General features: G+C 44.8%; 18 protein-coding genes. 12 read left to right on the top strand and 6 right to left on the bottom strand.

The window, feature by feature from the left end; all coding sequences use genetic code 11:
* Positions 1–13: 13 nt before the first annotated feature.
* Positions 14–1,204 (bottom strand): AAA family ATPase, encoded by a 1,191-nt coding sequence (locus tag N774_RS0100520; RefSeq protein ID WP_024859358.1) that lies wholly within the window; start codon positions 1,202–1,204, stop codon positions 14–16.
* 394 nt (positions 1,205–1,598) lie between these two features.
* On the opposite strand from N774_RS0100520, the gene N774_RS0100515 reads away from it, so the two are divergent.
* The 8 genes from N774_RS0100515 to N774_RS0100480 all read left to right on the top strand — a co-directional run bounded on the left by N774_RS0100515 (position 1,599) and on the right by N774_RS0100480 (position 8,070).
* Complete coding sequence (locus N774_RS0100515) at positions 1,599–3,101, top strand: RNA dependent RNA polymerase (RefSeq protein WP_024859357.1); 1,503 nt, start codon at positions 1,599–1,601, stop codon at positions 3,099–3,101.
* A gap of 76 nt (positions 3,102–3,177) precedes the next feature.
* The gene (locus tag N774_RS0100510) at positions 3,178–4,014 is read left to right on the top strand and encodes a hypothetical protein (protein WP_024859356.1); all 837 of its coding nucleotides are present in this window, start codon (positions 3,178–3,180) and stop codon (positions 4,012–4,014) included.
* A gap of 84 nt (positions 4,015–4,098) precedes the next feature.
* The gene (locus N774_RS0100505; RefSeq protein WP_024859355.1) at positions 4,099–4,938 is read left to right on the top strand and encodes a Rossmann-like and DUF2520 domain-containing protein; all 840 of its coding nucleotides are present in this window, start codon (positions 4,099–4,101) and stop codon (positions 4,936–4,938) included.
* 115 nt (positions 4,939–5,053) lie between these two features.
* Positions 5,054–5,893: a 3-methyl-2-oxobutanoate hydroxymethyltransferase gene (panB, locus tag N774_RS0100500; RefSeq protein ID WP_024859354.1), complete on the top strand. Its 840-nt coding sequence runs from the start codon at positions 5,054–5,056 to the stop codon at positions 5,891–5,893.
* A gap of 1 nt (position 5,894) precedes the next feature.
* The gene (gene panC, locus N774_RS0100495) at positions 5,895–6,743 is read left to right on the top strand and encodes a pantoate--beta-alanine ligase (protein WP_024859353.1); all 849 of its coding nucleotides are present in this window, start codon (positions 5,895–5,897) and stop codon (positions 6,741–6,743) included.
* 10 nt (positions 6,744–6,753) lie between these two features.
* Positions 6,754–7,137, top strand: coding sequence for an aspartate 1-decarboxylase (gene panD, locus N774_RS0100490; protein ID WP_024859352.1), 384 nt, complete (start codon positions 6,754–6,756; stop codon positions 7,135–7,137).
* Between the two features lie 349 nt (positions 7,138–7,486).
* A complete protein-coding gene (locus N774_RS0100485; RefSeq protein ID WP_024859351.1) occupies positions 7,487–7,750 on the top strand; it encodes a type II toxin-antitoxin system prevent-host-death family antitoxin in 264 nt (87 codons plus the stop codon).
* Positions 7,747–8,070 (top strand): type II toxin-antitoxin system RelE/ParE family toxin, encoded by a 324-nt coding sequence (locus N774_RS0100480; protein WP_024859350.1) that lies wholly within the window; start codon positions 7,747–7,749, stop codon positions 8,068–8,070. The genes N774_RS0100485 and N774_RS0100480 overlap by 4 nt, the downstream gene beginning before the upstream one ends.
* A gap of 334 nt (positions 8,071–8,404) precedes the next feature.
* Here N774_RS0100480 and N774_RS0100475 read toward each other — a convergent pair whose 3' ends face one another.
* Positions 8,405–9,079 (bottom strand): hypothetical protein, encoded by a 675-nt coding sequence (locus tag N774_RS0100475; RefSeq protein WP_024859349.1) that lies wholly within the window; start codon positions 9,077–9,079, stop codon positions 8,405–8,407.
* Positions 9,080–9,795: 716 nt separating this feature from the next.
* On the opposite strand from N774_RS0100475, the gene N774_RS0100465 reads away from it, so the two are divergent.
* From N774_RS0100465 to N774_RS0100450, 4 genes are all read left to right on the top strand, one after another.
* Complete coding sequence (locus tag N774_RS0100465) at positions 9,796–11,217, top strand: sensor histidine kinase (protein ID WP_196231508.1); 1,422 nt, start codon at positions 9,796–9,798, stop codon at positions 11,215–11,217.
* Positions 11,218–11,895 carry a response regulator transcription factor gene (locus N774_RS0100460; protein ID WP_024859347.1) on the top strand — a complete coding sequence of 226 codons (678 nt, stop codon included), beginning with the start codon at positions 11,218–11,220 and terminating at the stop codon, positions 11,893–11,895. It begins immediately after the preceding gene.
* 205 nt (positions 11,896–12,100) lie between these two features.
* A complete protein-coding gene (locus N774_RS0100455; RefSeq protein WP_024859346.1) occupies positions 12,101–12,655 on the top strand; it encodes an RNA polymerase sigma factor in 555 nt (184 codons plus the stop codon).
* Entirely contained in the window at positions 12,648–13,592 is a 945-nt protein-coding gene (locus N774_RS0100450; protein ID WP_024859345.1) for a hypothetical protein, read from the top strand. The genes N774_RS0100455 and N774_RS0100450 overlap by 8 nt, the downstream gene beginning before the upstream one ends.
* 459 nt (positions 13,593–14,051) lie before the next feature.
* Here N774_RS0100450 and N774_RS0100440 read toward each other — a convergent pair whose 3' ends face one another.
* The 4 genes from N774_RS0100440 to N774_RS0100425 are packed head-to-tail and all read right to left on the bottom strand — an operon-like array spanning position 14,052 to position 17,888.
* Positions 14,052–15,023, bottom strand: a complete 972-nt coding sequence (locus N774_RS0100440; protein ID WP_024859344.1) for an ion transporter — start codon at positions 15,021–15,023, stop codon at positions 14,052–14,054.
* Positions 15,016–16,440, bottom strand: coding sequence for a deoxyguanosinetriphosphate triphosphohydrolase (locus tag N774_RS0100435; protein ID WP_024859343.1), 1,425 nt, complete (start codon positions 16,438–16,440; stop codon positions 15,016–15,018). The genes N774_RS0100440 and N774_RS0100435 overlap by 8 nt, the downstream gene beginning before the upstream one ends.
* Position 16,441: 1 nt before the next feature.
* Entirely contained in the window at positions 16,442–17,143 is a 702-nt protein-coding gene (sfsA, locus tag N774_RS0100430) for a DNA/RNA nuclease SfsA (RefSeq protein WP_024859342.1), read from the bottom strand.
* Between the two features lies 1 nt (position 17,144).
* Positions 17,145–17,888, bottom strand: coding sequence for a helix-turn-helix transcriptional regulator (locus tag N774_RS0100425; RefSeq protein ID WP_024859341.1), 744 nt, complete (start codon positions 17,886–17,888; stop codon positions 17,145–17,147).
* Positions 17,889–18,122 lie beyond the last annotated feature (234 nt).

The following is an 18,122-nucleotide window of genomic DNA, read 5'->3' as shown; positions in this document are numbered from 1 at the left end:
GTGTTTTTGTGCCTCAAGGCTGAAACGGCTCGACTTCAATACCTTGCTCCGCTAACTTTTCTGTTATCCTGTTGGCTGCCCATTCAATAAGTTTATCACCAACAGGGACAGCAATTGTTTTAACATCACTGGCAGAAGGAGTAACGGTTTGCGAAGATATATCAGCGTTTGAAGACGTTTCAGGGACGGCAGGGGCACCACTTTCAGGGTACAGTAATTTACTGCCACTGCTGTCCCTATCAGCTTCGTAACGGACACAGATACTGCGAGTGCCGTTACTTTTTGTTTTGCCATAGCTGATACCGAGCGAGTGAACTTCTTCATCGTGCTGCAATAGTTCGCGATACATCCAGTTGTTTTTGAATTCCTCTGAGGGAAACTTTTTGCATAAGAGTTCGCACAGCTCAGACGCACTTCCGCGGAACTCTTTTTGCTCCAGCATAAAATCATGTATCACAGACGGGAAGTTATCAGGCTTGTCCTCTGGCGGCTTGTCAAGCAGCTTCCACTTTGCTCCGTCCCTGATAACATTTATGTCGAGTGACGGTGCTCCGCGACCACTGATGTTCAGTACTGCATTCTTGCTGTCTGACTTGTGCGTGAGAACGAGCAGACCATCTGCTGCACCCGGGATACCATTCGTGCCAAGTATCATGTTGTTCGGATTGGAGTCCTGCTGTTTTCGGTTGTGATGAACAAGAATAATTGCGATGCCTAACTCGTCAGCAATAGATTTCAGCGTTGATACGTCCTTGTAATCACTGCCGTACTTCATGTCAACAGTTTCGCGCACCTTTTGCAGAGTATCAATGACTATCAGCTTCAGGTCTGCGAATGTCTCCTTGCACTTGCGCAGATCATCTTCGAGACCGTTACCGAGAGTGTTGACGAGCAAAACGTATTGCAGATTATCCGTCGGCTCATCTGTCAGCTCATACATTCGCGTCTGCAAATTATCAGACGTATCTTCAAGTGCCATGTACACCACATGACCTTGTTCTGTTTTGCGTCCGAGAAACTTTTCACCTTTGGCAATCGCAAGACACATATCCATCATCATCCACGATTTACCTATCTTCGGATCACCTGACAGTACATGAAGCCCGGGATAGATCATTTCATCAACGATGAAGCGTCTCTTTTTCATCGGAGTGTTCATTATCTCGACGCTGCTTTTGAACTCAATTTCGATTCTTTTTGTCAATAAAAATCATCCTTTCTTCATAAAAATGTGGGAGCAGTATCCATTAAGCAAATCGACCTGTTTTTGCATAAGTTTTTGACCGCTCTGAAACAATTTCCGAAACACAAATTGATTTTTATGAGAACAGACCTTTTCTCACAGCAAACTGATATTGACCGCAAAGCGCATAGAATAGAGCTTTGCAGACATTTCAACTCAAAACTGTTATGATGACAGTTTTGAATGATTTTTAGTCAAAAGCGAGTGTTTCGGAATGAAAATGTGGGAGCAGTATCCTTATTGCATTTTGGTATGTTTTGTGATACAATTATTGCAGGTGGTGAGATCATGAAGTACAGGATCTTACTATGCACAGCTGCAGGAGAAGGCTGCTGCACTTTTCACGAACAGAGGCGTGCAGATAGACTTCGGCAACGGTATGCACAAGTATGTTGCGTTTGAGCGCTCAGCAAGCATGAGCAGAAATGCTGTGCTGTCGTTTATCCGTGAAGACATTTTCTGGAACGTCACAGAGCGCATTCGCCTCGGCATGGAGATAACCAAGTGTCAGCTCAGCAAGCTGTATGCATACAACGGACTTATGCTCTCTGGCGGTATCCGTGTTGACGGAATAAATATCGACAAGCCGCACAGAGTTATTGTTGTGGAGAATCCGAAATTCACAGTCCATGATACAAATGTTATCACTGTTGAGGACGACGGCACTGACAACGCCGTCCGCAGGTATCATCGTGTTGAGCGCAGGGAGAGTGTTGATATTCTCGGTTATGACGGCGAAGGCGTTATCTCCAAAGAGTTCGCCAAGGTCATCAATAAAAAGTTAGGCGGCGAGCACACATCGTTTCAGATACGAATGCCATACATCAAAGGTATGCTGCACCAAGTTGACATTCATGACTTCTTCAAGATCGTAGGAGTTGCAACGCTCAACGACATCTGGGGAGTTGAACACAAGGTTGCGGACGTTGACATAATCCTCACCAAGAGTATGTTCAAGGGCTACAGTTGGCTCTGCGACAACAATATGAGCTGGGATGATTACTGGGACGTATTCCGCAGATACAGGCACGCTCTGTACATCTCTGGTGTCAGCAAAGACAGTCCGCAGAAATTCACGGAACTGAACTATCAGTTTCTCAATACACTTTCAATGACAGCGGACGAGTTCCGACCTCTTGATCTGCCGTTATCATTTCCTGTGAATGATAACCGTCACTGGCTCACCAAGGAAACTGAACGTGAATATTACAGGCTTTGCACCGACAGGGAGTACCGCCTAAGCTTCTTCACAGGCAGGAAGTATAGTCGAGGAAGCAAAGACTACTATCTCAAAAAGATACTTGAGAAAAATCCGAAGTTCATTGCAGAGCCAGTTTACGCTGACAGATTGAAGTCACGGGCGCAGGCTGTTCTGAAGCAGTATGCGCTCGGACGTCTTATCGTTGCAGGCGACAATCGCTATCTCTCCGCAGACCTTCTCGGTTTCCTGAAAGACTTTATACCAGCGAAAGCAAAGCGAAACACAAGTCAGCGCAACTTCTACAATGGTGCGGTGCAAAGCGATTTTGAGAAGAATGCTTTCTATGCTCCGTCAATGGTGTATTCTCACAGCGAGGAGTGTACGCTTCTGCGTAATCCACACATTTCCCGAAACGAAGAGGTGCAGTTACAGGTCTATCCCGATGTTGAGAATATGAGGAAGTATTATCTCAGCCACCTCACCGATGTTGTTATGGTGAATTGGGACTCGCTTACGGCGGAGCGGCTCGGCGGTGCAGACTTCGACGGCGATATGATAAAAACTATTTCGGACCCTATCGTCAACCGATGTGTCAAGCGCAATTCAAAGGCGGATACTCCGCTGTTGAAGATACCAAGCGCTGAACCAGTTACATAGTTGCTCTGGGCAAAAGAAAAGTGCTCTTCGATCTTCTGCCGGACAGGATCGAAAAGCACGTCAGGAGGGACAAATAATGCTGAACGAGATTGAAGAATTCAAGGCTTACACGGTCAAGCCCGTTTACAAGTGCAGCGGCAAGCGGGACCTCTCCTTCCTCGGACGTTTCAGCTTTGAGATGATGAAGGACTTCACAGGTCTGAGCCGCGTGCTGACTATTATCGCTCGGGGATATATGTTCAGAAATGGTGCTCCCGATGTGAACTTTGCACGGCGAGCTCTGTGTGCGTGGTGCAGTATCCCCGACAAAAAAACTGCCGCTCCGAAGGAGGAGTGGCAGTTCAGGACTGATTTCAGTGATCTGCATGAGGAGTTTCCCGAATTGGTGGATAAGACGGGAAAAGGCTGGTTTTACAGGCACGTTCACAAGGTTGAAAAGTTCATCACCAAGAACAGCGAAAACATGAGCAAGACCACTCTCTCCAACGCTGAGCCGCTGAAAAACGGATTTGATGCCGCATGGAGAGATAAGGTGAAGCAGTATCAGGTATCGCTTTACTCACCCGAGACCAAAGGTGCGTGGGTGCTGCGGTTTGATGATATATTGGCGGACGCTCTGGAGCTCGGACCGCTGGCAGACAAGACCTTTTTCTTTTCCGATGATGAAAAGGCACGAATCAAGGCGCTACTGCCTGACGGGCTGCCTTATGAGGTGGCGGAGACAGTCATCGCTTACTGTATTGCCAACAAGCCCGATGATTCGGATTATGTTATCCTGCCTGTTTCCAACTTCGATGCTTACTTTGGCAGTACCGGCTTCAGCCACAAGTGGCTAAAATTGTTTCCCACCACTTTACTTGAACGCGACAAGCAGAGTTTTGGGGTGTGTAGGGCGAGACTGCGTTTAATGTAACTCATGTATGGTTCGTAGTTAATATTTATCGCATATATTTTCAAAATAGATTGATTTTATTATTATATTATGTAGGTGAATGTAATGAAGATAGGATTTATAGGTGCTGGAAAAGTTGGCTTTTCTCTGGGAAAATATTTTGCAGAAAACGGTTTGGAGATATCAGGATATTACAGCCGCTCGGAGAGTTCTGCCCTTGAAGCCGCTCATTTTACAGATTCTGAGCTTTTTCTATCTGCGGAAGATCTTATTTACGCAAGCGACGCAGTTTTTCTCACAGTTCCAGACAGCGCCATAAAAGAGACTTACAGTACCCTGCCAAAGGAGCTTCTTTGCGGCAGGCAGATATGCCATTGCAGCGGAGCGATGTCAGCTGCGGAGGCATTTCCAGATATAGAGAAATACGGAGCAAAAGCCGCTTCGATACACCCTCTTTTCCCCATAAGCAGCAAAACGGAGTCATACAAAGAGCTATCAAATGCTTTTTTCTGCATAGAGGGTGACTGCGCTAAGGAATGGAGCGCTGTTCTCTCGGGTATGGGAAATTCCACGCGAATTATTACAAGTGATATCAAGAGCCGATATCATGCTGCTTGTTCTGTTGCAAGCAACCTCGTCTGCGGACTTATGGCGGAAAGTGCAGAGCTCCTTGAACAGTGCGGCTTTACTGAAGAAGAAGCTCTTTCAGCTCTTGAACCTCTTGCAATGAGCAATATGAAGCGTATCTTCACCGTGGGACCGACTGCCGCCCTTACAGGTCCTGTGGAGCGCAACGACGTATCTACGGTTAAAAAGCATATCGCCTGCATAAACGGCGGGAATGACTCCGATATCTACAGAGCGGTCTCGAAAAAACTGACAGAAATGGCTAAGGAACGTCACCCACAGGCAGATTATACAGAAATGGAGAAGCTCCTTAGGTAATTGTCACCAAAGAAAAACCTTTTGTTCATATTTTATTCACATTTATATGTTATACTTCTTCTTGTATCTTATCCAGGCAATGGAAAGGTAACATCTTTTAAGGAGAAAATTGAATATGAAGAACACTGTTTCAACCCTTCTGAAGCAGAAGCAATCAGGTGACAAGATCACGATGCTTACTGCTTACGACTACACAACAGCGAAGATCATCGACGAGTGCGGCGTAAATGCCATACTTATCGGCGATTCACTGGGCATGGTAATGCTGGGCTACGAAAACACGCTCCCCGTGACTATGGAGGATATGATACATCATACCGCCGCAGTTTCAAGAGGTGCGGAAAACGCTTTCATCGTAGCCGATATGCCGTTCATGTCCTATCAGGTCAGTGTACAGGAGGCTGTTATCAATGCAGGCAGACTTATCAAAGAGGGCGGCGCCAATGCTGTAAAGCTTGAAGGCGGAGCCGAGGTCTGCGAGCAGATAAGAGCTATCGTGAATGCGTCCATTCCTGTTGTTGCACATCTGGGACTTACTCCACAGTCTGTAAATGCCTTCGGCGGCTTCAAGGTACAGGGCAAGAGCCTTGACAAGGCCAGAAAGCTCATTGACGACGCGCTGAAGATACAGGAGGCAGGCGCCTGTGCAGTAGTTTTAGAGGGTATCCCCGCAAAGCTTGCGGATATCATCACAAGGAAGCTCTTTATCCCGACTATCGGTATCGGCGCAGGAAAAGGCTGCGACGGACAGGTACTGGTATATCAGGATATGCTTGGACTTACCACAGGTCATACCGCTAAATTCGTAAAGCGGTTCGCTGATGTGGGCTCGGTGATGCGTCAGGGTATCGCTGATTATATCAGTGAGACCAAAGAGGGAGCATTCCCTGCCGAGGAGCATACCTACGCTATTGAAGATGATGTTATCGAACAGCTTATGAGGGAGGAAAAGTGAAATGAGAGTAGTTAAAACCATAGATGAAGTCCGCACACAGGTAAAGGAATGGAGAGCACAGGGGCTCACCGTGGGACTTGTCCCTACAATGGGCTACCTCCATGAGGGACACGCAAGCCTTATCGACGCTTCTCACAGGGATAACGACAGGACAGTTGTTTCCGATTTTGTAAATCCGATGCAATTCGGTCCAACAGAGGATCTTGAAAGCTATCCCCGTGATATCGACCGCGACGCAAAGCTCGTTGAAGAACATGGCGGCGATATCATTTTCAATCCCGAACCTTCCGAGATGTACCATGAGGGCTTCTCTTCTTTCGTTGATATGACCGTGCTCACACAGGAGCTCTGCGGTCTTAGCCGTCCCGTTCATTTCCGCGGCGTATGCACAGTAGTATCCAAGCTTTTCAATATCGTAAAGCCCGACCGTGCATATTTCGGCAAAAAGGACGCTCAGCAGCTTGCAGTTATCCGCCACATGGTCGACGACCTTAATATGGACATCGAGATAATCGGCTGTCCTATAGTCCGTGAAGCAGACGGGCTTGCAAAAAGTTCACGCAACACCTATCTTAATGCTGACGAAAGAAAGGCTGCACTTGTACTCTCCAAGGCAGTATTTCTGGGCATGGATATGGTCAGAAAGGGTGAGAGCGACTGTTCTGCTATCATAGGCGAGATGAAAAAGCTCATAGAAGATGAACCTCTTGCAAAGATAGATTACGTCAAGATAGTCGACTGTGCAACAATGCAGCAGATAAAGGCCCTCGACCGTCCTGCGCTATGCGCTATGGCTGTATATATCGGCAAAACACGCCTTATCGACAACTTCTTCACCGAAGACGTATAAGGAGGCTGCTATGGAAATATCAATGCTCAAAAGCAAAATACACCGCGCCGTTATCACTCAGGCGGAGCTCAACTATGTTGGCAGCGTCACTATCGACGAAGAGCTCATGGAAGCCGCAGGGCTTTATGAATACGAGCGCGTACATATATCAAACGTAAACAGCGGAAGCCGTATCGAGACTTACGTTATCGCTGGCAAACGTGGAAGCGGAGTTATCTGTCTCAACGGTGCAGCCGCACGTTCAGGACAAAAAGGCGACCATGTTATCATAATGGCATATGCGAATATGACCCCCGAGGAAATAAAAACTCACCGTCCAAAGGTAGTTTTTGTTAGCGATAACAATGAAGTTGTAAGGGTAGCCGATTACGAAAAGCATGGAGAACTGAGATAATAGATATCAACTATATCCGAATAATTATAGACTGCATGATATGCGAGCAGGATAATAAATAATATTATGGCACTGTGATGAAAGCTTCTTAACATTGAAGCAATATCATCACAGTGCCGTTTTTATATAAATAGGCAGGGAAACAATTTTCAAGTGCCAGTTTGAACAAGTCAACGCTCATACAGATGTAGCACGGAAATGTTTCAGATGACAAAATTGGATTAACATTTAAATATTATATAGAGAAATTTACGATATATTCGCTGATAAATTCATCTTAAAACTTGACAATCTCTCTAATTCGGGTTATAATTATTATAGAAAAATGGTTTTGAAAGGAGCTGTTATCATGCCGAATATCGTACCTATTTCAGATCTAAGGAATTATTCTGCTGTATTGCAGGACGTTGCAGTAGGCTCACCCGTTTATCTTACCAAGAACGGTCGCGGCTGCTATGCAATCGTTGATATTAAGGAGCAAGAAGAGTATGAGCGTACAAAAGCAGCACTCCGCCTGATGTGTGAATTGGAAGAGGGAAGAAAATCAGGAGAACAGGAAGGCTGGATCACCTCCGATGATATGAGGAAGCATTTTGGGGCAAAGAAAGCATGAATAAAATCGTTTACTCTCCGAAAGCACAGAATGATCTTGACGAGATTTGGGCTTATATTTCTAAAAAATTGCTGAATCCTACTGCTGCCGAAAGCACGATAAATGGTATTCTTGATACAGTAGATGCTTTGCAAGAGCATTCGGAGATAGGAAAACCTCTTTATTTCACATCTGATATGTTCAGCGGATATCGTTTCCTTGTTTATAAGAATTACCTTGCATTCTACCGAACAAGCGCAGAAACCATATATATAGATAGAATCATTTATGGTAAGCGTGATTATATGCGGCTACTTTTCAGAGATTTGGATCGAGCATAAAGATAATAAATCCACTATCGTGACCTATCCCTCAGGTCCATATGTTCGCAAGAACATGCAGGTTCAAGTCCTGTTATCCGCACCAGCGCAGAGCCTGTGCGCCCAACCACGTTGGCGCTCGCAGGCTCGCTTACTTTTTGGTGATCGTTACTCTTACATCGCATACAGCGCAGTCATCAATTTTTTACAGCTAACACAAACCGCCTGGTCATCGGATTTGTACCGATTTTCAGGCGGTTTTCTTGTATTATTAATTTCGTATTTGCTCTAAAAAATGCGCAAAAACATACGAAAAAAGTTTAGAGCATGGAATGTGATATCAGACTGCAAACTATCAATAACCATTTTCTTCGATCCATGGGAGAACATCATTCCATATAAGATCCCAGAACTCTTGATCGGCGAGCTCCCCTTTTTGCTCATTCAGATGAGTACCAACGTGTCTGGAGCTATCTCCTGCATACAGGAAATCACGTGCTGACAAGCGGTTTGAATAGTCGCCGTCACTTGGCGTTTCTCTGAAATTCCTTCTGACACCATCAGAATAATATATTGAACTTAAATCACCATATGAAGAATATTTCCCGTCCTTGTAAATGTAATAAGTCATACCCATATCGCCCGTCGGAGGAACATAATCTTCCATTGATTCTTCTGTCCATATCTCTGAATTGAAGAAATCAGCCAACTTGGATACCTCGTCCTGCGTCATTACATACACAGACGGATATACATCTATTCCGCCGATACAGACATATGCACCATGCAGATCACCGAATGGAGGAGCTGTATCCGAAGAGTCGCGTACAGGCTGTGAAACTGCTTTTGTAGTAGTAACTGTGGTAGTTGTAACAGTCGAAGTTGTCGCAGCAGTAGCAGTCAAAGCAGTAACAGTCGTTGTTGTCGTTGTTTGAATCGGTACTTTTTCAGGATATTCGGGACTATTATTATCACTGCATGCAGAAAACATAGCCATACATAACATTGCTGCAAAAAATACTTTTTTCATACTGACCCTCTTTTCAATATTTTAGGATTATTCTATAACTGTCATAAGCTCAATACGCTTACGACCTATGCCTTTGATAGTGCTCAGCTCTGCTTCAAGAGCATGAAAGTTCAATTGTTTTTCTCCGCGCCCGAGTGACTTCCTCACATTTTCATTGTAAATCCTATTATACCTCAAAAGCCGCCAAAAATCAATATACCAGATCGAACGAAAGTGCTTCGAGATGAAACGCATACATGTCAGCTTATATTATTACAATGAAATGGTCTATTAGCAAATATAGTGAATGGTTGACTTTATTACTGTAAAGATGTATAATATATAAAATATATAAAATATATAAATAATGCAAATATCTCAATTACTGAATATGAAAAAAATTCTGAATGTACATAAAGAATACACATCATTTGTTTATAATCATATCATAAACTCAGATATGAAAAGGGGAATCCACTATGAAAAAACATTATATCAGATTAACAGCTATTATAACTTCACTTATTCTTTTGGCGTTTGTTATTATAGAAGGACTATATACATATGTGACAGCCACAAAGATTATGAATGAGAAAATGGCACTGGCAGAGAATCATGCGTTGAAGTTGTCATCAATTGCGCGGGTAGATAATACTGATAATATAATCCATATGGCTTATTATGAATTTAAACTGCAATCACAGTATTGTAGAAATGACGATATCGGCTTTTACGGAATGATAAAGCTCGATGACGGTAAAGTAGTAGAGTCAGGAGATTTTGTTGAAGTAATGTCTGTTTCAAAGGATAACTCCAATAAATTTGATTACAGGTATTTCCCTGTAAGCTCTGATTTCAAGCGTGAAAATGCATTTATCTCATATTTTGATATTGATGCAATGTGTGACGATAATTTCATATTCAACGGAAAATTTTCCTATCATGAACAAGATCCCAAGAATTTTTCGAAGTATAATACTTTTGAGTATACCATAGGCGACAACGAATTGGCTTCTATAGAGAACGCTGTTCCGGTATCAGAATGGCAGGGTGATAACAACCTTCACGCTGAGTACTATAAAATGGCCCAAACAAAGTACGAAGCCAAGCTTGACAAACAGGCAAAGAAGCAGCTTGCAGAAGTGCGCAGCAAGATAGACAAGGGATATGTGTTCAAGATATATCAGAATGACGGTACATTCTATTATCAGTCAGAAGCAGCCGAAGCCAGCTCTATGCAGGAGAAAATTGAAAGCGGACAGGTCGTTAGCTTTGTTCAGAATAAGCTCGGCACCTCCTATTATATCACACATTCCAGCATAAATTCCAAGAATGACAATGCGTTTCTCTGCTATGTTTTTCACCCGCTGGAGCTTGCCTTCAGAGGACATATCCTTCTGTATATTATGAGTCTTATCGCGCTTATTATAATTGAAGCTTTTGTTATTGTCATGATGAGAAAGATGTACGGCAACCGTATGAGCTATGAGCTTATGCGGCAGGATCTTACAAGAAGCATCGCTCACGATCTCAAGACTCCTCTTGCCGTAACAAAGGCTTATACCGAGAACTGGGAGTATATTGACGAGAAGGACAGGCATGAATACGCAGAAAAGCTTAACGCAGAAGTCGATAACATGGCAGCCATGATAAACAATATGCTCAATATGTCAAAGCTGGACTCAGAGAAAGACCTGAAGCTTGAGGAAGTGGAGCTCTACGCAATGACATCGGCAATATATGAGCGCATGAAGCCGCTTATCGCCGAGCGCGGTCTCAAAACGAAGCTGATAACAGATGTTATAGGCGGTAAATATTACGTGAAAGCCGATCCCAAGATGATAAAGATAGCTATCGGCAATTTTATCACAAATGCCGTAAAGTACGCCGAAAGCAAAGTGGAAATAAAGCTTCTGGGCAAGGATAAAAAGATAACGTTCATGGTGACAAATGACGGCGAAGGCATAAGCAAAAAGGAGATCAAGAGAATATGGGAGCCCTTCTACAAGACCGACAAGGCAAGAACTGACAGAATGGGCAGCAGCGGTATGGGACTTGCAATAAACAGCAGTATATTAAGGCTCCACAAAGCAAAGTACAAGTGTATAAGCGATAAGACCGAGACTTCGTTCTGGTTTGAGTTAAAGAGGGTAAAATAAATGGAAGAAAAGTACAGGATACTTTTAGCCGAGGACGAGAAAGGGCTACGCGATATCACGGCGCTCTTTCTACGCAAGAACGGCTTTGACGTAGATACTGCGGCAGACGGCAATGAAGCTGCTCTGTATGCAGAGAAAAACAGGTACGACATTATCGTTCTGGATATAATGATGCCCGGCAGGGACGGCAAAGAGGTCTGCAAAGCCATAAGAAAAAGCTATGATGTGCCTGTTATCTTCCTTACGGCTCTTGGGGAGGAAAACGATATCGTTGAGGGCTATGAAGTAGGCGCGGACGAGTATATGACCAAGCCCTTTTCGACAAAGCTCCTGCTGGTCAAGATAAAAGCACTTATCAAGCGCTACCATGGACTTATCATCAAAAACGGCATACTAAAGATCGGTGAGCTGGAGATAGAGCCTGCAAGAAGATACGTGACTGTCAACGGCAAGGAAGCTGTCATGGCTCCAAAGGAATATGAACTGCTGATGTATTTTATTGACAATAAGAATATCGCCCTCAGCCGTGACAGGATACTTGACAGCGTGTGGGGCATCGACTACGAGGGCGTTGACAGAGCAGTTGATACCCACGTAAAGAAGCTACGTGCTGCTCTTGGCGCAGCAAGCTGCCATATTGAAACGGTCATAAAAATAGGATATATGTGGAAGGATTAAAAGTCAGCCTGATGAAATTAAAAAAGGCACTATAAAAGAACGATATCCGTCAGGTCATGATCTGCCGAACTTGATTATTTGTAAGGGTTCGCGTTTCGCAGCAGGTGAAGCGCGGATCTTTTTTATAACAAAGTGAAATATTCCCCGAAATAAATCGACTATATTAGCAAGAGGGACCTCAACCTCCCGAAAGGAGGAATACACCATGAATGATGAAAGCATCATTGAACTGTTCCGAAACAGAGATGAACAGGCGATCGAAGAACTAAAGCTGAAATACGGACGGCTCTGCTTCCATATTGCGGGAAATATCCTCTCTCAGCGTGAAGATATCGAGGAGTGTATCAACTCCGTATACTACGATATATGGAACAGGATACCGCCTGACGAACCCAATGACCTCAGAACATATCTTTGCCGAATAGTTAAGAACAAGGCTATAGACAAGCTGAAATACAACTCCGCTATTAAGCGCAATTCACAGTTCAGTGTTTCGCTGGACGAGCTTGCAGAGTGTATCCCCGATACGCGGCAGGAAGACATATCTGCACAGAAGCTTGCAAAGCTCATAAGTCTTTTTCTCAGGACTCAGGACGAAAGGCACAGAAAGATATTCATCAGGCGCTACTGGTACGGCGACAGTCTTTCAAAGATCGCGGAGTTCTTCGATATGAACGAAAAAACTGTGGCCACATATCTGTTCAGAACAAGAAAGAAACTGAAAGACTATTTAAGAAAGGAAGGTTACTATTATGAATAAAATGAAGCTGTTTGAAGCCATTGACCTCATTGACGACGACCTTATCAGGGAAGCTGGGATCCCCTCCGAAAAGCTGTCTGAGAACAGCGCGACTGAACAGGAAAATGCTGTTACTGTTTCCGGAGTTGAAGTCCGCAGCGGTATCAAATGGCAGCGCATTGCAGCCCTCGCGTCAGCATTCATACTTATTGCAGGCTTCGGAGCGGTGGGAGCTCTGCTCTACAAGAACCGTCCCCCACGGCAGATAGAGCCGTCTGAGATCATAATTCCTGCGGCTACGGAAAGCACAACAGAAACTGCGGACAAGCAGTCAGAGAGCACGGAAGCTGCAACGACCAACACTCAAAAGACCTCAAAGGCAGAAAAGAAAGAAACAAAGGAAAGTACAAATACAGTGACCACTGACAAAGCAGACAATAAGCCTGAGCGTGTTGATTGCTATAACGACGAAAAAGACCAAACACCCGCAGTTACAGAGCCAGAGAATCCTGCTGAAACTCCCACAGAGAGAACAACAGCCGAGCCAGCAAAGACATTACCTGCTCCGACGACACAAAAACCTGTAACTACCGCCAAAACGACAACAACTACAGCAAAGACAACAGCTCCAAAGGTAACTGAGCCCGAGCCAACGACAGATGACTGGGTAATACATCTTCCATGCACCAAAATGTCAAATGTCACATGGCGTTCTTATCAGTGTCCCGAGATGTTCGAGATACTCAGAAGCATTAATTACCGACAGATCACAGCAGCTGAGTTTGCGGTAACCGAATATGAAATGCCTAATACGTATCTCATAGATGCAGATGATAACAACAGGGTATACGCACTTAACTTCGACCACAAATGGGTCATGAGGTATGGAACTGACGGTACTGACTGTGGTGATGCTCCAATGCCCGACAGACTTTACGAGCTTTTCTGCGGCAGCTAAGCGATAAAGCTGAGTGCTCAGAATAATGATCGTAACCATACTTCTGTCAGCCATAACCATATGGTGCGCTGACGATAAAGGACGTGATAACGTAGAAAAAAACAGCGGACATGAGAATAATGCCCGCAAAAACAATAAATAACAAGAAATAAGGAATAACTGTAAAGCTTTTTTTAACAAATACTAAAGGTCTCCCTCGGGAGACCTTTTTTATGCTCATAAAAAAGGACAAAAGCTGTATTCGGCCTATGAATACAGCTTTTCCGACTTGTCCTTTACAAAGAAATTACCTCCGTACAGCCGTTGTGCAGATGGCTGACTTTGGTCACGCTCAAATAATAACCCAATTATTTTCGCAAGTATATTATAACATTTATATTCACAAATGTCAATAAGGGGAAGCATTATTTGGCGATTCTTTACAATTATTGCGTTCTTTTTTATATTTATATAAATTATTCACTTATCAATCTTATCACCGCGCACAATAAGTATATCATTTTGCTTGATACGCATATTTTCATTTGGCACAACAGTAAGATCTCCGCGGAGGATAACAAGGATAACGATATTATACTTCAATGTGTACTCCGCCACAGTCATGTTTTTGAACTCGCTGTTCTTGTCAACAAGTATCTCCCCTATCTCGTCAAGGTCGCTGAATCTCACGTCGGAGTACTGCTTCTTGGTGTACTGCTCAACGAATCCTGCACTGATGATACCGGTGGGGATAGCGACTACGCCAACGCCGAGAAAAGCGCTGCATATAGCCAGTATCTTTCCTATTACCGTAACGGGATAGATGTCTCCGTAGCCCACGGTGAGAAGCGTGGAAACGCTCCACCATATACCCGAAAAGGCGTTGCGGAAAACCTCGGGCTGCGCGTCATGCTCCACGCTGTATATACCAAGGGACGATGCAAGCATAAGGACTATGATTATGAACACCGATGATATTATCTGGTTTTTCTTTTCCACAAGTACTGTGGTTATGACGTGGAACGAATCATAGTGGGCATTTACTCTGAACAGGTGCAGTATACGCACTACTCTCAGCATACGGAACACGATGAAGCCGCTGAGGAAGAAAAAAGGCAGTATAGTCAGCAGGTCAACGATGCCGTCAAAGGAGCGCAGGAATTTCAGTCTTGCTCCCATGTGACTCTTTTTCGGATAGAGCATATCCGCCGTCCAGATACGCAGGATATACTCCACACAGAATACAAGTACGGTAACTCCCTCAATAATTCTGAAAATTCCCGATAAGCCTGACAGCTCGTCAAATGTTCCGAGAAAAACAATAGTGATATTCAGCAGTATGACCGCAACTATGAAGTAGTCGAACAGCCTGCTTGGCAGGTCGTCTCTGTTGCCTATCTGGATAATGTCGAAGATACGCTTTTTGGCAGACTTATTCTTTTTCTCACTCAATTCCGCTCAGCTCCCTGTATAGTTTTCTTGCGTAGCCGTCAGTCATGCCGCAGATGTAGTCCGTAACAAGCATGAGCCGCAGATACAGCTTTTCAACCTCGGACTTGCCCTCTGCGCTGACTTTGTAGGCGCGAATATAGTTCTCTGATATGAGCCGCATGACACGCTGCTCAATTGCGGAGCTTTCATATTCCGTATCAAAGAGCAGTGCAGCACGTACGAACTTGCTCAGCAGGAATTCGTATGTCTCCCCTGCCGCAACTTCAAGCTTGTATATCTCCTTGGACTTGAAAACGAAACGATAAGCCATATCTCCCAGCGCATATGCAAGAACGCTGCCGTGGGAAACTGCAAGGAGCTCCTTGGGAAAGCTGCCCTCCATTATATCGCTGTAATTGCTTGTGAAACCGTAAGCGGCACATCTCAGCAGTACGCCCTGCACATAGATTATCCAGCGCTGGACTGCGTTCTGCTCGGGAGAGGACAAGCCTTTCTCAACTGCCTGTCCGTAATAGCTTTCCAGCTTTTCAACGGCTCGGCAGTATTCCTCTCGCTCACCGTTGTCGGCGCATTTGTTCATATATGTATTTTTCAGCTCATATACAAGTTGAGAATAGGTTATGAAGCCTTTCTTCACAGCGTCCTCTGTATCAGCAGTCTTGTAGGCGATATCGTCGGCGGCTTCAAGGATAAACGCCAGCGGGTGGCGGCAGTCAACAGCTCCCGTGGAGTTCACAATGTCCTCGAATATGTCCTTATCGGCGTAGTAATAGCCCATTTTCTTATCCTTGATGTTGCCGCTTTTTTTGTTGATACCTGTGGACGGCACGGGATACTTTATTATGGTATTGAGCAGCGGATAGGTCAGATTCATGCCGTTTTCATCAACGAGAAAATGCAGCTTTGTAAGCAGTCTCAGCGCCTGTGCATTGCCCTCAAAGTTGCAGAGGTCCCCCATCATCTGAGGTGTCAGCAGCTCATTTAGCTTTTTGCCGCCCAACTCCATTTCGGGAAGATTTCTCCTGAACCAGTCGCGGACGTAGTCCTCGCCGAAATGTCCGAAGGGCGGATTGCCGATATCGTGGACAAGCCCCGCACATTCAAGTATGCTGCATATCTTCTCAATGTCGGACTCTTCCAGTCCGCTGTCCTTCTTGAATTGCAGTATATTGCGGAATATCATCTGTCCGAGGGATTTTGCAAAGGAGGAGACCTCCAGCGAATGGGTAAGGCGTGTACGCACAAAGTCTCCCCTGTCCAGAGGGAATACCTGCGTCTTGTCCTGCAAGCGGCGGAATGAAGCGCTGCCGATTATCCTGTGATAGTCCTTTTGGAATTCGTTTCTCGGGTCTGCACTTACAGCCGATGTAGAGTAGCTTCTGCGTCTTTTTTCACAAAGAAGTGTTTTCCAGTTCATATCAAAGCTCCGTTCTTATGGGAAGTGGTTTATCTATGGTTATGCTGTCGGGAGTTACTATGCAGTCGTAGGCAAACAGCTTCACTCCCTCAGCCTGTGCAAGTCTCAGTGCGTCGCCAAAGGCTTTATGAGTAGCGTCATTTGGGCGAAGCTCAGTCATCTCTTTCATCTGAACGACGAATAGAATATATGCGCCGAAGCCCTCTTTATGCGCCCGTATCAGCTCATGGATATGCTTCACTCCCCGCTCCGTGGGAGCATCGGGAAATGAAGCGATGCCGTCGTTTTCAAGAGTTACGCCCTTAACTTCGAGAAATGAAGTCCTCTCCTCCTCATCTATGCGGAAATCAAATCTTGAAGAACCGTATGTACATTCACGGCGTATCACCGCATGCTGTGAGAAAAGCTCTCCTTTTCTCAGCCATTCCTCAACGGCAGCATTGGGGACTTGAGAATCCATATTCACAAGCAGTGGCGGCTTGCCGCTCCTGAGCTTTTCCACCGCAACAAGGTCGTATTTAGTCTTGCGGGCAGGATTGTCCGAGCCCTCAAGATATACACGGCAGCCCTCAGTGAGAAGCTCCCTGCACCTGCCCGTATTCTTGACGTGAACGGTCTCCTCATGCCCGTCAATGCGAACCTTTGCAATAAATCTGTTGGGGCGGCTGATAAACTCAGCCGCTTTTATATTCCTGTATCTCATATCATTCAATAACGTCCATGTAGTGCAGCTCCCTGTACTTTTTGGGAGTCATTCCGTTGAGCTTTCTGAAAACGCTGATAAAGGCGCTCTGTGAGGAAAATCCCAGTGCAAGTGAAATATCAAGGCATGAAAAATCCGAGTTTTTCAGCAGGTTCTCCGCTGTGGATATCTTCGCCTTTGTGACGAAGGATTTCACACTCATGCCTGTTTCCTTTGAAAAGAGCTTTGAGAGATATGACTGATTCAGCCCCACATAGTCCGCAAGGATAGTCAGGGTCAGCTCCTCGTGGAGATGCTCGTAGATGTAGTCTATGCACCTGCGCACATGGAGAGATATGACATTCTCTTTTTTGAGAACTCTCATTCGCTCAGCAAAATCGAGCTGCATTTCAACGAAAAGGTCAATTATCTTTTCGATGTCATTCATCTTGTCGGCTCTCTGTATGTATATGTCGCTGAGGGTATATGCGGTATCATGTGGCATTCCGCCCTCAACACAGAAACGGCACACAAGAGCTACCGAGGTAACGAAATGGTAGACGATATTGCGCACAGGGTCGTCGGAAAGAGTTCCCTTGCCCTGAAAGAAGTTCTTTCTCACTAATTCAAAGCGCTTCTTTACGCCCTCAACGTCCCCTGACTGGACCGTTCTGTAGTAGCTCAGCTCACTCTGAAAGGGATTCCGCGTAAAGCCGTCATTCCGCTGTATATATAGCCTGTAATTAAGGTCACGGTCGGTTTTCATAAGCTCTCCTTTCTGCTCATAATTTGCTGTGTAGTGTACATAAATTGCGATGATCCTATTATACCATATAAGCGAAGCGTTATGGTATAATTGCCCGATTGCAGGGAGCAAATCTGTGATTTGCGTATCTGCAAGGGCATTAAGATCAATTATAATGAATGCTTTGCATTCATTATACCATATAAGCGAAGCGTTATGGTATAATTGCCCGATTGCAGGGAGCAAATCTGTGAT

Source organism: Ruminococcus flavefaciens AE3010 (assembly GCF_000526795.1).
GTDB lineage: Bacteria > Bacillota > Clostridia > Oscillospirales > Ruminococcaceae > Ruminococcus > Ruminococcus flavefaciens_D.
Note: the sequence above shows the minus strand (reverse complement) of the source record. Positions and strands in the feature narration are given on the sequence as shown.